The sequence below is a fragment of the Vibrio tetraodonis genome (genome assembly GCF_003350295.1).
In the GTDB taxonomy this organism is placed as follows: Bacteria; Pseudomonadota; Gammaproteobacteria; order Enterobacterales; family Vibrionaceae; genus Vibrio; species Vibrio tetraodonis.
In genome coordinates, this window is the sequence record NZ_QLYY01000017.1 from 128,034 (window position 1) to 141,004 (window position 12,971).

Genomic DNA, 12,971 nt, shown 5'->3' on the forward strand with positions numbered 1-12,971 from the left:
AAGATGGTAATGAGTACAGTAGAGGTTCGTCCTCACAATGTGGCCTTGGCTACACATGATAGAACCTCGATTTCACCTCCGCGCTCGTCACAGCCCAGTAGTGACCTAAGTCGTCCTCAGGCGTTAGCTCATCAATATATGCCAGCATCGTATTCGGTCTCAGGCATGATGCTGACTCAAGGGCAGCAAAACGCAACCTCGGTGCAAATCGCTACACGTTCTTATCAGGTAATAGGTGTTGAACTTAGCAAAATAAAGCAAGGTCTGACACGTGCCATGCAAATGGGTCATGCGCAATCATCATCTTTGCAGCAAGGCCTATCAGGTGCGAAGAAAATCATTGAGCAAACCCTAGATGCTTCTCGGTTTGATGGTCAAAAAGTGATTGATAATCAATTAGAGTTAAAATTGAATCGGGCGGATATACGCCGGTTTTCCATTCCGGGGCTCGATGTCAATCGTTTAAGTGGCAAAGCTGAGCAGATTCGATTGGATTTTCCTCATGGGCAGTCTGTAATGGTTGACTTTGATGGCCAAGCCAATGGTGAACAAGTGGTTAAAATGCTCGACCGCAGTTTGATTCCACTTGGATTACGCGCGTCTCTTTCTGAACAAGGAAGCATTATCTTTGAAGCTCCTGAAAAAGCATACGGCCAGATGCAAAAGCAGGTAAGAGTCGCGGGTCAAGGCCATCGTTTCCCCGCAGGGCAATCGAATGTGATGACTTTACAAGCTGAGCCAGAGGGTATTGCTGAGCTGAATTTTGACCTTGGATCTCGTGAGGGTCTTAAACGCAGTATTGCGAAGGTGAACAAGCTTTTATGGCAAACACGCACAGGGCTGGAACAGGCAAATTCGATCAAAGCTGAACTCAATGGTCAAATACAGACTTTACACCAGCAAGCCTCGGTGATTTCGGCCAATCAAGTCGAAGATAAATTCAAAGCTCTTGATTTACAAAGTGGCAGTTTTTCTTCAGCCTTGATGGCGCTCAGCGCACAAGCTAATGTTAAGCGTCACTCTGTGGTGGCGCTGCTGCGAAACTAGCTGCCCAATAACATCTTAAGGAAGGCTTTTCTGGTGCTAGGATCACTGTCCCTGTGAGTATTGAACTTAACATGTTCGTCAACACTGGCTGAGGGTGATAATTTTATACTCCACAGCGCTTTTAGCTGGTTAGGCAGTATAGAATAACGTACGTCGATGATCCTCAGCGGGTTGTTGGGATCTTGCGCGATAAACCCTTGTGAGAACCAACGGAAGCGTTCAATATCTTTAGCCTGTTGGGATTGGAGGCTAAGCCAAGGAAAGTCTCTTTCTATGTTGAGCTTAAGCGTTGACTCGCCGGGGTACACTTGCGTTGATTTACCAACTCGAACCGCATCGACAAAATACTCTTCACTGGTTTCATAAACGATCTTCCATACAAGGATATTGGCAAAACTGGGCTTTGCTTCCAATCTCAATGGCTCATGCCCTCTCTGCTTTGCAACGTGCCAGCCTACGTCTTCAGCCCTTTCTTTTTGCATTAAGCCAAATACCGGATAAAGCAGAGCCCAAAAAACAGCGAGTCGGGCAAACCATGAGTTTGTCTTGACTAAGGTGAGTATAAGCAAGGCAAGGATAGGTAATGTGAACGTAGGATCGATAATAGAGATGGTATTCCAAGCATAACGCTCGTTAGATAATGGCCAGAAAAGTTGAGTACCGTAAGACGTGCAGAAATCAAGTAAGCCATGTGTGCCGTAGCCTAATGCGCAATACAGCCAAGTTTGTTGAAATGATAGTCCGCGCTTTCTAGCAATAATCGGATGTAAAACCAGTGCACAAATAAGGCTCCCTATGGGAATAAACAGCAGTGAATGGGTAAACTGACGGTGAAATTCTAAATACAACAAGGCGTCTTGTGATGACCGAATAAGCGTATCTAGATCGGGAGCCATGCCAGAGAGTAATCCTAGTAGCCCAGCGACAACTAAGTGCTGTTTTTTACTGGCTGCTTGTGGCAACGAGGCGCCAAGTAAACCTTGTGTTAATGGATCCATCACTTCTCCAATCGCTAACTATCGATACTGCCATCATATCTTGCAGATTATGACCAAAGTGAGTGATGCGCCACGGTATTGGCTTTTTCAAGTGATTTTTCCTAAAAGGTCTTTCTAATTTCACTTAGGTTAACTCAGTGGTTAGGGCGTGAGTTTATGTAACACAACTTCAAATGATTCATGATGTTAAAACCTAAGCTTTAGCTGGTGTGATGCTCTGAATCTGATTTTTAGACTAGACTTTACTCAAAGCATTTATTGAAGACAAAGGGGAAGGCATGATGCCAAAGGTCTTGAGCTTGATTCTATTTCTTTTCGTGGCAACAGGACCCGTAAAGGGCAACCAAGTGATCTTAAGTGCTGATTTGTGGTGCCCATATACTTGCGAACCATCCGCAGACGATAAAGGTATTTTGGTCGATGCGATTGACAGTATTTTACAACAATCTGGTCATCAACTTGATTATCAGCTAGTGAATTGGGCTAGGGCAATTAAGATGACACGCAGTGGAAAGTATGACGGCATAGTTGGTGCATACATAAGCGATGCGCCAGATTTTGTTTTCCACACCGAGCCGATTCAAATTTCTAAAATGTGCTTTTTTGTCAAAAAAGACGATCCATGGAAATATTTTGGTAAGGACACCTTAAAAGATCGCAAAATATCTGTCGTTAATGCGTATTCATATGGTGAGTACTTTGATGACTATATCGTGAAAAACCACAATCAAGGGGACAAGTCGATTGTGCAAATCTCAGGGATGGATATTACCAAGACACGAGTTGAGCAGCTTAAGAGTAACCAAATTGATACTGTGTTGGAGGATTGGCGAGTATTCCCCTATAACGTAGCGACGTATAAAAAAAATTCGGACTCCCAATGGGAGGCTGAGTTTAAAAGTGTAGGATGCCTTCCTGGTGAAGGACTGTTTATTGCTTTATCGCCAAATAGAGACACATCTAAAGATTATGCTGAAATTATCAACCGAGGTCTAAAACAGTTAGCAGACTCAGGAAAGCTGAATGAAATTGTCAGTCGTTACGAATGATGTTATCAATTATTGATGCTCTATATGGCATCTAAACCGAATAAAAATCCGATACCAAAGGTTTGATATCGGATTTTTTGTTGCTTACTAATACTGTTCATCTGGTTGATGACCAACTTAGCTTGCCATGACACTCATTCTAAACAATTAGAAACGGTAGCCAAGAGAGACAGAATAAGTCAGTGCTCTAGAATCAACTAGGTGCTCACTGAACTCCACGCCCGTGTTGATGGCAAAGCTTCTCGAAAGGTTGAATTCAAAACCACCCCCTGCGGCAAAACTTTCATCTTCAAGTTTTGATGTTGTACGGCCTAATTGCTTGTTTTCTACTTCAAAGCGAGCATAACCAACGGTTGCATAAGCGCTGACTACTTCATTAATACGGTATGTTGGGCCGATATGGAAGCTTCCATAAGAGCGTGTTGATTCTGAAACCGTAGTCACAGTTGGTCCTGGATCGACTCGAAGCTGATTGTCAGTATTAGCCGTTCCGGTAAGGCTTGCAATAAAGCCTACTGGGCCGTTGCCTTCATAACGGTACTTCAGCGTTAGGCCACGCAGTTCTTCATTGACATGCTCGATGTCAGTTTGAGCATAACCTAGGCTGATAGTGTGATCGGCCGCTTGGGCATTGATAGCTGCAGCGCTAAGCAGTGCAGCAATAGTGATGGTCTTTTTCATATATTTCTCTTTAGTAATAGGCATCCGAACATTCGGAAGAATAGTTAAATAACTACTAACAATGATGTTAATAGCGTGGATTTGTAATACCAATACCTAAGGAAGGGGAATATTGTAACATTTCTTTAATATATGTTTCAGGGTAATTCATTTATAAAATAGATTGAAATATATGTTTAATTTTTGTTAATTTTGATGTTGTTTTTGTGCTTTTGTTAACTTTCCGATCGATTGAGATGTTCTGCACGAGTTTGAATGGAGGGTTATTTAGCCTTTTACCTTACTTTAAATAAAACTAAAGTAACGAAACGTGAAAGTATAATCCATATCAATGATTAAAAGTCTGTATATTAGCAGGTTTATTGACTTATTTGCTATAAATAATGATTGAATATGGTGATGGGATTCTCAAAGAAATTGACACTTGGTTTGATTGAGGGAGGGAGATCCCTCCCTTCCATTACTGCTCAGAAAGCCTTCTTCCAAGCCCAACGGCATAGACTGCAGAGCGCGCTGCCAGCATAGGGTCTTCTGATGGAGCAAAGCCTTGACTGATCGCCATAGGATCAAAGTTCATATTGGCGCAAGTTCCCTCGCTTTCAGCAACCGCTTTATTTACCGTCAAACTTGCAACGGTAATTTGCTGGTTGTCATCACTCCATTTGATATGCGGATTTAAGATATCGTCATCTTGATTGGCGATAGTCAACACCATATCCCAAGATACGCGACCATTTTTGATATTGGCTTGCATATTGTCCAAGAAGAAATCTGCTTGCGGTGTTTTGACTATGCCATGTTCTCCAGAAGGGACAAATGACCAACGCACAGGAGTTTTCTTTCCTTGCTCGCTCACTAAGTAAAAGGTGTTAATACTGTTGTAGGTTGCCCCTTCATAGGGATGCAGCTCATTACTCAACACTGAGTGATATTTTTTATATTCTTGAATTTCTGGATGAGCTTTCACAAATGCTTTGGTTGCTTCTGGGCCCTCTGCTTGGGCTGCAAGAAAGGCCATAAAGTCAGCCACGGTTGAGGTTGGAAAGAAATGTTCCGTATTCATACTCATCATATGGGTCTGGTTATCAGCGGTGGTGATTTGAAATGCTAGACCGTAGTGACTAGGTTGATTATCAGCAGGGTTCGCTTTTCCACCTTTGTGAGAGACACGGCCATACACTTTGGAGGTGCCAGAAAAGATTGGGCTGTTGGACAACTGGCTCACAGCGCTATCGGTTGGTGTGAACTCACCTTCAAAGCAAAAACCTTTGGTGTGATTTCTGCGTTTTCCTTCGGTAACGCCAAACAGTTTTTCAAATGTATCCAGATTTTGCGCTGGGCTTCTTTGTTCTTGAGCTAAGTTTGGTGTGCTCATAATCGCTAGGCTTGTGGCTAAGGCAACTTTATTCAACATAATTCTATTCCTGTTTTGGGCAATTTAATTGTGTGCAATTTATTTTGTATCAGAAAAGAATCGTTATGTATAGAAAATAATGACAATTAAGTAACTAAATTTTACAGAGTGCGGGAAATCCTAAGCAGAAGGAAGCCCCAAGAATGGTTTTAAATATTAGACAAGAAAGAAAAAATACAGGAAGCAGACAAAGGCTAATAAGGTAGCCGACAAGGTAGGATAAATAATATAGGCGTCACGCTGATCGGTACGCTGAAAGCACAAAAAGCTCAGCAGCACGTTATAGATGACCAGTAAGGTACTGATGGCTGTGCCACCGTTCAGTGTCAGTTCGTACAACTGGAAGAGAAATAAAGACAACAATCCATAGTCGATAACGATAAGCCATAAGAAGGCTTTACGCAGTGGATCTTTTTTCACGGGCTGATGAACAAATTGAGGCATGTGGATAATTACGCTTGAGTTATCAGGCGCCTAGGGCGCCTGTTGAGGTTAAAGTTGTTGAAGAGGCGGTGGTGTAGCTTTCGAAGGTGCTTGGCGTGCATCAATCACCTTTTGACGAACCACAGGTTGGTTCTCTTTAGCTTGTTGCTTTGCCTGTTCGATTGGATTATTCGGTCTATTAGAAAAAAGCGTTTCTAAGACTTTCGCTGCAGGTGTGGTTAGCACAAAGAGTTCAATGCGGCGATTTTCGCTCGATTCAGGCTCGGCTTCATTGAGCAAAGCTTTGTCCGACATTCCCGTCACTTGCAATACGCGCTCGTCTGGCATGCCGCCGGCGACCAGAGTATGTCTAGCTACATTGGCTCGCGAGGCCGATAAGTCCCAGTTTGAGCGACGATCTAAGTGCCCAATGTAACGTGTCGAATCTGTGTGGCCACTGATGATAATCGGGTTTTCAACTTTTTTAAACACAGGCGCTAAAGCCAACAACAGATCTTGAAAAAATGGCGTCAGTTTTGATGCGCCGCGGCTAAACATGAATTGTCGCTCATCATCTTGCAAAACGATTCTCAGGCCCTGAGGTGTCACCGATATATGAACATTACCTTGGGCATTAATTTGTTTGACTAGGTCTTCAATTACCTTGGCCAGTGCGGCCAATCGCGCTTGAGTGTCGAACTTGCCAGGAATCAGAGAATCGGTTTCTGGGCCATCGCCATCACCTTGAAAAAAGGAGCTGACAATATGATTGGAGTCATGTCGACTTGGCACCGAAGAATCGGTTGCTAAATCAATCGGTGAAATACTCTTAAGAGTATCAAATGGATTGCCATTACTTTTGTCAAACACGCTTGCGCTTTGAAGGTGAGCCATAATTGCTCTGCGATCTTCTTTATCGACAATTTGCATCACCCATAGGACCAAAAATAGGGCCATGAGGGCGATCATAAAGTCTGCAAATGCGACCTTCCACGCTCCGCCGCGATAGTCATCGTGCTCGAGCACCTTGCTTCGCTTGAACACAACCTGTTGTTGTCTTTGCATGTTTACTCCTGCTCAGCGAGCCACTTCTCCATTTGGTTAAATGTTGGTTTGATGTCTAGCTGAATGTGTTTACGACCCGCATCAATAGCCAATAATGTAGGCTTTTTCGCCGCATAAGCGACCAATGTTGCTCTGACACACTCAAACGCTGTCATGTTACGTCTTACTCGTTGAGCCATCGCATTGCTTAATGGATCAAGGCAGCAGTAACAACCAAAGATACCGATAAAAGTCCCGACCAACGCCGCGGCGACATGGTAGCCGACCAGTGCGATCGAACCATCGATGGCTTGCATTGTGATAATAATGCCTCCAACGGCGGCAAGAATTCCAAAACCGGGCAAGGCTTCAGCGGTTCGATGCATAGAGCGCGAAGGCAGTAGCATTTCGGTTTGGATGGCTTCTATTTCTTGCTCTAGAAGGCCTTCTAATTCATGAGGCGACATTTGTCCCATTGCCATTAAGCGCAAATTGTCGGTAATAAAAGAAATCAGCCGATAATCTTCTCCCACTTTGGGGTAGGCGAGAAAAATTGAACTGTGGTGAGGCGCTTCGATGTGCGAATCGAGGAATTTAAACCCTCGGCTGCGTCCGATTTCAAGCAAATGGTTAAGCAGCGCTATAAGCTCCATATAATACTGGTATTCCTCTTTTGGCGCTGACATGGTCGCTTTGACTTGGTGACGCATTTCTTTTAATACCTGAGGTGGGTTTCCGATGATCAGCGAGCCTGCTGCGGCGCCGATAATAATTAAAAATTCAGCAGGCTGCCAAATGGCGCCAAGCTGGCCGCCTGCCCACATATATCCGCCAAAGACACAGAGTAAGACGGTGATTGCTCCAAAAAACTTTTGCATGTGTGACTCCTAGGAGGATAAGTAATAATTGAGTTGTTTGAGTGCTTTTTTATGTAGCTGACAAATTCTTGGTGGCGTTAAATCCAGCACCAAAGCGATTTCATTAAGATTGAGTTCGTGCTGATAAAACAAGGTCATCAAAAGCTGGTCGCGCTGGGGCAATTTGGCTAATGCAGCTTCAAGGCTGCGGCGCGTATGCTCATGAGCCATGCCGTCGTAAATGGCATTGGACTGAGTATCGACGCCGTTTTCAATCAGCTGATCTAGACTTTGCATTTCACCCGCTAGTGCAGCGTTTTGCCTTGTCAGTAAATCCTTTTTGTCTGTGCCGAGCGCTTGAATGATTTCTGCGTCCGAGGGTTGGCGCCCAAGCCGGCGCATTAAATCCCTTGTCACATCATTGAGTTCATGGGCTTGCTGACGGGTTTGGCGAGAGCGCCAATCAAGGCGGCGCAACTCATCTAGAATAGAGCCTCGAATCCGGCAAACGGCAAAGGCTGGGAAGTGGTCATCGTCAACATCACCATAGCGTCTTCCAGCTTCAAGCAGACCAATTAATCCGATTTGCTGCATGTCCTCCACACTGCAATGTGGACTGACATGAACCCTAAGCTGATTGACGATCCGGTTCACCAGTACAGTATGCTTTTTCAGTAGCGCTGCTTCATCGATTGAGCTGTGATCAGCAAGCGATTGGCTTTGCATGACATAGTCTTGTTCAACGTTCATATCCAACATGACGTAACTCCTTACTGCACGACATATTTGGTCAGCAGCACATCATCGATATCGCGCACTATGTCGGTTTTTTGAAAGGCAAGTAACACAGTTTGTTTGATTTCATTTTGCAGTTGTTCAATGGCTCCATCTTGGCGTAAATCTTCATACGTTTTATCGCTAAAGAGTTTAAGCAGCGCGTGACGTACCACAGGCATGTAATCATTGATGTTGGCGATGCGTTGTGGCCGACGGGTTTCCACGGCTAAACCCAACATCACAAAGTGCGACTGGCGCTTGCCTTTGATACTCAGCACCACTTTTTCTAATGGATGAAAACTGGGCTGAAACGCTTGGTCAGGATCGTCAGTTAAAAAAGCGAGTGGTGAATCCTCCACCCAAGAGTCGGCGTTGGCTTGCTCATGAGATTGCTTTACCAACCAAATACCGCCAAAGACGGTAGCAGCAGAAACCAGAGCACTGGTGAGGATCATGGCGGTAAATACCGCGATCAGTTGTTTTTTTGTCATAGTCATTGCGCTATTCCTAATTAAGCGTGAGTACTGAGCCAATGCTCCGATGGGCTAAGAGAAAGTTGGTGGTCTGAATGCTCATTGCTGTCAATAATCATTGCCTGTTGCTCGTTGGGATGATTGGATGAATCCCGCGGGGTATCCCCAGAGCCTACATTGACATCGACATGCAAAAAATTGTGATTTTGTAGCTCGGCTCTAAGCCTGTCTGAGACTTGCATCAGAGCTTCCCGCGTTGCTGTAGTACTGGCATTAATTTGCACGCTTAGCTTGTCGCCTTCAACGCGTACCAATAAGTCCATCTTGCCAAGGTCAGGTGGGTCGAGGCGTATTTGTGCTTGCTGCATGTTTTGCTGAGCTTGAACCGAGACTCTGTCATGCAGCACTTGTATCATTTGCTCGCCCCATTTCGCTGAATTTGTATCTACCTTGATTGCGGCCCATTGTGCTGTAGGTGCTGCACTTTCAACGCCTATACTGACCTGCGCCGGAGCGGCTGGAGCACTTGGCGCAGCGTTTAACCCAGTGGTTAGGTTCGTCATAGTTAAAGATGAGGGGCTATCCACAGGTACACTAGTGACAGAAGCGACTTTGCTTGAAGCAGTGAGATGATTGCTGGCCTGAGCCGAGTTAGTCTGTACAGACTGATGAATCCCTTCTTGCAGGGCAGTGATGGTTGGTCCTGCCGCAGTCATAGGTTTGTTACAGCCTAAACTTTTGAGAGTAACTGGCTCATTGTGCCCTTTTACATCTTGCGCATGAGCTAAGGCGAGTACTGAATGAATGTCTGGTGCATTGGGCATGTCTACCAAAAGCTGCGCAGCGTCCGCTTGGTTTGTCGCTTCTTTGGTACTCTCTTGGGTAGCATGAGCGGATTTGACAGAATGTCGGGACTTACTCGAATTGGCCGCTTTGAGCGAAAACGAGTCACTGGGCGTTTTGTCAGCGCTGGCTGGATTGGCCTTTTTAACCAAGCCTTGCGCATTGGGGGCTTTTGCCGCCTGCGGGGCGTCAAGTGATAGCGTTTGCATAGCTAATACTCCAGATTCATGGCCAAATGATAGGCTTGCGCTCTTTCGTGTTGAGCGTTCACCACATTCATGTCGGTTTGCAGCTCACCCATGGCTTTTTCAAGTGCCTCAATCGCGGCCTTATGCTCGGCTTTGACATCGGCAATTACTCCCACAAAGTTGGGTTCTTTAAGATAGGGTTTATGAACCTTGAGCAGCTCCCTTAACTGCAGGTCATAACGTTTTAGCGAGTGCCAGTCTTGAGTCTTGGTTGCAATGTGAATCAATTGAGCAAGATGGCGAAATCGCTCGGGGGAGACTTTATGCTTGCTGACCAAAACTCATCCATCCTTCACGTATGTTGTTCATCACATGCTCAACGCTAGTCAGTTTGTCGATATTGTTATCGACGCTGGCGTGGTAAAGCTCGATTTGGCAAAAGTCATAAAGCTGGTGAAGGCTTTGCGCGATTTCACCACCGTTATCACTATCTAGTGCGCTATCAAGACCAACCAAAATATTCATACACTTATTGATGCCTGCGCCTTTTTCTGCCAATCGGCCTGAGGTAATGTGTCCGCGCACGCGTTCAACTTCGTTGAGTAAACCATCGATCAGCATAACCACCAATTGATGAGGGTTAGCTGCAGCAGCTTGTGCGTCGAGATCAACCTGTTGATAAGAGCTGTAACCTGAATCCATTAACATAAAAATCTCCTAAAGTGGTTGCCCAAACAATGATTTGGTTTGATTCATTTGGGTCATGATGGCGTTCATTTGGGTAAACTGTTTGAGGTAGCGGTCGTATGACATGTCGTACTTGCGATCGAGCGAGACCTTTTTGTCTTCAATCCGATCAATGTTTTGCTTGAGTGCGTTTTTACGTGATTTAAACAAGCCATCGGAAAATTGCAGGTAGGGCTTAATTAAGGTATCAAGCGAGTCGAGCAAGTTATCATCGCCGTTGAACATATCTTCAAGCGCCGCGCTGTTGTTGGTTTGCGCTTTCTCGAAGCTGTCGGTGTCGAGTTTCATTTTGCCATCTCGACCAATTTCTATGCCGATTTGGCTAAGCCTCATACCAGCAAACTCGCCGCGAATGGCTGATTTCACTTGGCTTTCAATTGACCGTAGAGTAGGGTCGCTTGCCAATGCGGCGCGAGTATTGGTTTCGACATCGACTTTGCTGTATTTATCGAGCGTTGACATCAAAGCGTTGTAGGCATCAATAAACTGGGTGACTTGCTCCTTAGTGCCTTCTTTATCACCTTTAACATTCATGGTGAGCGGCGCGTCGCCTGCACCTTGTGCTTTGGTGACAGTGAGCTCAACGCCATCGATCGCATCATTAAAAGTATTGCTGCTATTTTCAAGCTTGAGCCCAGAGCCCTGTTCTCCAAGCCAAATGATGGCATTCTTAGCTGGGCTGAGCGTCTTGAGACTGGTAAATGCATCTTCAAACCAGCTTTCACCTGTGCCAGAGGCAGAAACCTTAACGGTGTTCTTTTCGCCCGTTTCTTCACTAGAGAGCATAAAGTGGGTTTTACCACCAGAGCGCACCAAGGTTGCGTTTACGCCGGGGTTATCTTCATGGTGGTTAATCGCAGAAGCGAGGTCAGCAATGCTGGCTTGGCCATCGCCATCACTGTCTAAGCCGGATAAATCAAGCAGCAACTCTTTTCCATCGACTTCTAATGTCAGTGTGCCCGTTAGCGGTACTTGGGTGCTTGGCTCTAATTTCTCAGGCATTCCAACTGAAACTTGATGAGAGGTTGCCACCCTTTGGACAAAAATTTGGTAGCTTCCTGTCAGTGCATTCGATTCAGCGCTGGCGGTTAACACGCCTTCGCTTGACACCTTGGCGCTGTTTTTGATGATCCCAGAGCTGCTATTGTTCATCTCGTTGACGGCGGTGCGAAACTCACGTAGCGCTGATTCCACTTTACCCAGTGCATCAAGCTTTGATTGGTACTGAGAGGCTTGCTTGGTATAACGCTGCTTAAATGGCTGCACATCAAAGGTCGCTAGTTGTTTTGCCATGTTGGTTGGAACGATTGAACTCATTTGAATACTCCTTTGCTGTTTGCGCTCCGCCTTTTGGGGATACACCAGACTTGATCCATTGATTTACACAATTCGAAACTAGGAGTTTTGCAAGACAAGTGCCAGCTATTAAATCTTTATAAATCAGCACTTTGCTTCTAAAATCAGGCGGTTGCGGAAGTGGTTTTTCCCATTTAAGTATTCCGCTATTTCCTGCTGTCTTTGCAAAGCTTCCTAGTAGGATTGCCCCAATCGATTGAGGCGACCTGTGGCTTTGTTTGATTAAGCCGAAAAACAGGCCTTGGTACTGTGTAGAAGAGTGAAGCGTGAGGCTTATGGCCTGTGAAGGGGATTTGACGATGGTGGATGGCTCGAAGAAATCTGTTGGCTGTCAAATCAAGTTCAAAAAATATGTGAACTAGTACGGTATTTTAAATTAATTTCATAGTCTAAAAATGCTTTTTGTCTGGCTGGTTTGTGGTCTATCAACGAGTGGCGGCGTAAATCTTGGTTTTAAATTGAAGGTTTTACTAGTGAAAATCACTATTTTGGCTGTCATTTGGACACTTTTCATTTGGCACGTGTGGTGGTAGATTCGCCCTCACATTTGATTATTTTATGAGTATGATGGCCATGAGCGCGACTATTCTGGGTTCTGATCAAGCTTTTCGCTGCGCACGTTTCGGACAGATCAAACAGATCCACCCTGACAGCCAACAAGTCAACGTTGATTTTGAAGACAACCCAGCAGGTGAACCTATTTGGGCCTCGATTGGCCGACCATTTAGCCGCGCGCAGATTAATTTGGCGATCGATAATCAGCTCGAATGCAAGATTGAGTTTATGAACAGCGATCCGTCATTGCCTATTTTGCGAGACATTTATTTCTCTTGTCTTGATAAAAGAGAGCTAGTGATCAAAGCAGAAAAGGTGGTGTTGGAAGGCACAAAATCCGTCACCTTGCAAAGTAATAAGGCCTCAACGCATTATGATGGTCGCAGCGGCCGAGTGACGACCAAAGCTCAGTACATCACCTCACAGGCCGAAAAGACGCAAAAAATTAAAGCCAGAAAAATTGACCTTAACTAGCCTTTTTCGCCATTAAAACACGAACCAATCAATCGCTCCCACGAC

At 45.1% G+C, this 12,971-nt stretch carries 15 protein-coding genes; 3 read left to right on the forward strand and 12 right to left on the reverse strand.

The window, feature by feature from the left end; translation table 11 throughout:
• The first annotated feature begins 3 nt into the window (after window positions 1-3).
• A complete protein-coding gene (locus DPF90_RS13605) occupies window positions 4-1,047 on the forward strand; it encodes a flagellin (protein ID WP_114786879.1) in 1,044 nt (347 codons plus the stop codon).
• On the opposite strand, the gene DPF90_RS13610 is transcribed toward DPF90_RS13605, so the two are convergent.
• Window positions 1,044-2,045, reverse strand: coding sequence for a metal-dependent hydrolase (locus DPF90_RS13610; RefSeq protein WP_114786880.1), 1,002 nt, complete (start codon window positions 2,043-2,045; stop codon window positions 1,044-1,046). The two genes, DPF90_RS13605 and DPF90_RS13610, sit on opposite strands and share 4 nt — an antisense overlap.
• Before the next feature lie 278 nt (window positions 2,046-2,323).
• Between DPF90_RS13610 and DPF90_RS13615 the strand changes: the two genes are divergently transcribed.
• Window positions 2,324-3,094, forward strand: coding sequence for a substrate-binding periplasmic protein (locus DPF90_RS13615; RefSeq protein ID WP_114786881.1), 771 nt, complete (start codon window positions 2,324-2,326; stop codon window positions 3,092-3,094).
• A 147-nt stretch (window positions 3,095-3,241) separates the two neighbouring features.
• Here DPF90_RS13615 and DPF90_RS13620 read toward each other — a convergent pair whose 3' ends face one another.
• The 11 genes from DPF90_RS13620 to fliD all read right to left on the reverse strand — a co-directional run bounded on the left by DPF90_RS13620 (window position 3,242) and on the right by fliD (window position 11,858).
• Entirely contained in the window at window positions 3,242-3,775 is a 534-nt protein-coding gene (locus DPF90_RS13620) for an Ail/Lom family outer membrane beta-barrel protein (RefSeq protein WP_114786882.1), read from the reverse strand.
• Between the two features lie 460 nt (window positions 3,776-4,235).
• Window positions 4,236-5,189, reverse strand: coding sequence for a catalase (locus DPF90_RS13625; RefSeq protein WP_240314520.1), 954 nt, complete (start codon window positions 5,187-5,189; stop codon window positions 4,236-4,238).
• A gap of 156 nt (window positions 5,190-5,345) precedes the next feature.
• Window positions 5,346-5,633 (reverse strand): hypothetical protein, encoded by a 288-nt coding sequence (locus DPF90_RS13630; protein ID WP_114786884.1) that lies wholly within the window; start codon window positions 5,631-5,633, stop codon window positions 5,346-5,348.
• 48 nt (window positions 5,634-5,681) lie between these two features.
• The gene (locus DPF90_RS13635) at window positions 5,682-6,677 is read right to left on the reverse strand and encodes a flagellar motor protein MotB (protein ID WP_114786885.1); all 996 of its coding nucleotides are present in this window, start codon (window positions 6,675-6,677) and stop codon (window positions 5,682-5,684) included.
• Between the two features lie 2 nt (window positions 6,678-6,679).
• Window positions 6,680-7,534: a flagellar motor stator protein MotA gene (gene motA, locus DPF90_RS13640; protein WP_114786886.1), complete on the reverse strand. Its 855-nt coding sequence runs from the start codon at window positions 7,532-7,534 to the stop codon at window positions 6,680-6,682.
• 9 nt (window positions 7,535-7,543) lie between these two features.
• Window positions 7,544-8,272: a FliA/WhiG family RNA polymerase sigma factor gene (locus DPF90_RS13645; protein ID WP_114786887.1), complete on the reverse strand. Its 729-nt coding sequence runs from the start codon at window positions 8,270-8,272 to the stop codon at window positions 7,544-7,546.
• Window positions 8,273-8,283: 11 nt separating this feature from the next.
• The gene (locus tag DPF90_RS13650) at window positions 8,284-8,781 is read right to left on the reverse strand and encodes a flagellar basal body-associated FliL family protein (RefSeq protein WP_114786924.1); all 498 of its coding nucleotides are present in this window, start codon (window positions 8,779-8,781) and stop codon (window positions 8,284-8,286) included.
• A 20-nt stretch (window positions 8,782-8,801) separates the two neighbouring features.
• Entirely contained in the window at window positions 8,802-9,815 is a 1,014-nt protein-coding gene (locus tag DPF90_RS13655) for a flagellar hook-length control protein FliK (RefSeq protein WP_114786888.1), read from the reverse strand.
• A 2-nt stretch (window positions 9,816-9,817) separates the two neighbouring features.
• Complete coding sequence (locus tag DPF90_RS13660; RefSeq protein ID WP_114786889.1) at window positions 9,818-10,132, reverse strand: LafD; 315 nt, start codon at window positions 10,130-10,132, stop codon at window positions 9,818-9,820.
• Window positions 10,116-10,502 (reverse strand): flagellar export chaperone FliS, encoded by a 387-nt coding sequence (fliS, locus tag DPF90_RS13665; RefSeq protein ID WP_114786890.1) that lies wholly within the window; start codon window positions 10,500-10,502, stop codon window positions 10,116-10,118. Before fliS ends, DPF90_RS13660 begins: the two co-directional genes overlap by 17 nt.
• Before the next feature lie 9 nt (window positions 10,503-10,511).
• Window positions 10,512-11,858: a flagellar filament capping protein FliD gene (gene fliD / locus DPF90_RS13670; protein ID WP_114786891.1), complete on the reverse strand. Its 1,347-nt coding sequence runs from the start codon at window positions 11,856-11,858 to the stop codon at window positions 10,512-10,514.
• A 612-nt stretch (window positions 11,859-12,470) separates the two neighbouring features.
• Between fliD and DPF90_RS13675 the strand changes: the two genes are divergently transcribed.
• Window positions 12,471-12,926, forward strand: a complete 456-nt coding sequence (locus tag DPF90_RS13675) for a hypothetical protein (protein ID WP_114786925.1) — start codon at window positions 12,471-12,473, stop codon at window positions 12,924-12,926.
• The last annotated feature ends 45 nt before the right edge of the window (window positions 12,927-12,971 follow it).

Coding starts and splice junctions, on each gene's coding strand:
- fliS (WP_114786890.1), bottom strand. CDS start 10,502: ATGTTAATGGATTCAGGTTACAGCTCTTATCAACAGGTTGATCTCGAC.
- DPF90_RS13620 (WP_114786882.1), bottom strand. CDS start 3,775: ATGAAAAAGACCATCACTATTGCTGCACTGCTTAGCGCTGCAGCTATC.
- DPF90_RS13610 (WP_114786880.1), bottom strand. CDS start 2,045: ATGGATCCATTAACACAAGGTTTACTTGGCGCCTCGTTGCCACAAGCA.
- DPF90_RS13605 (WP_114786879.1), top strand. CDS start 4: ATGGTAATGAGTACAGTAGAGGTTCGTCCTCACAATGTGGCCTTGGCT.
- DPF90_RS13635 (WP_114786885.1), bottom strand. CDS start 6,677: ATGCAAAGACAACAACAGGTTGTGTTCAAGCGAAGCAAGGTGCTCGAG.
- DPF90_RS13655 (WP_114786888.1), bottom strand. CDS start 9,815: ATGCAAACGCTATCACTTGACGCCCCGCAGGCGGCAAAAGCCCCCAAT.
- DPF90_RS13625 (WP_240314520.1), bottom strand. CDS start 5,189: ATGTTGAATAAAGTTGCCTTAGCCACAAGCCTAGCGATTATGAGCACA.
- motA (WP_114786886.1), bottom strand. CDS start 7,534: ATGCAAAAGTTTTTTGGAGCAATCACCGTCTTACTCTGTGTCTTTGGC.
- DPF90_RS13630 (WP_114786884.1), bottom strand. CDS start 5,633: ATGCCTCAATTTGTTCATCAGCCCGTGAAAAAAGATCCACTGCGTAAA.
- DPF90_RS13650 (WP_114786924.1), bottom strand. CDS start 8,781: ATGACAAAAAAACAACTGATCGCGGTATTTACCGCCATGATCCTCACC.
- DPF90_RS13675 (WP_114786925.1), top strand. CDS start 12,471: ATGAGCGCGACTATTCTGGGTTCTGATCAAGCTTTTCGCTGCGCACGT.
- DPF90_RS13645 (WP_114786887.1), bottom strand. CDS start 8,272: ATGTTGGATATGAACGTTGAACAAGACTATGTCATGCAAAGCCAATCG.
- fliD (WP_114786891.1), bottom strand. CDS start 11,858: ATGAGTTCAATCGTTCCAACCAACATGGCAAAACAACTAGCGACCTTT.
- DPF90_RS13615 (WP_114786881.1), top strand. CDS start 2,324: ATGATGCCAAAGGTCTTGAGCTTGATTCTATTTCTTTTCGTGGCAACA.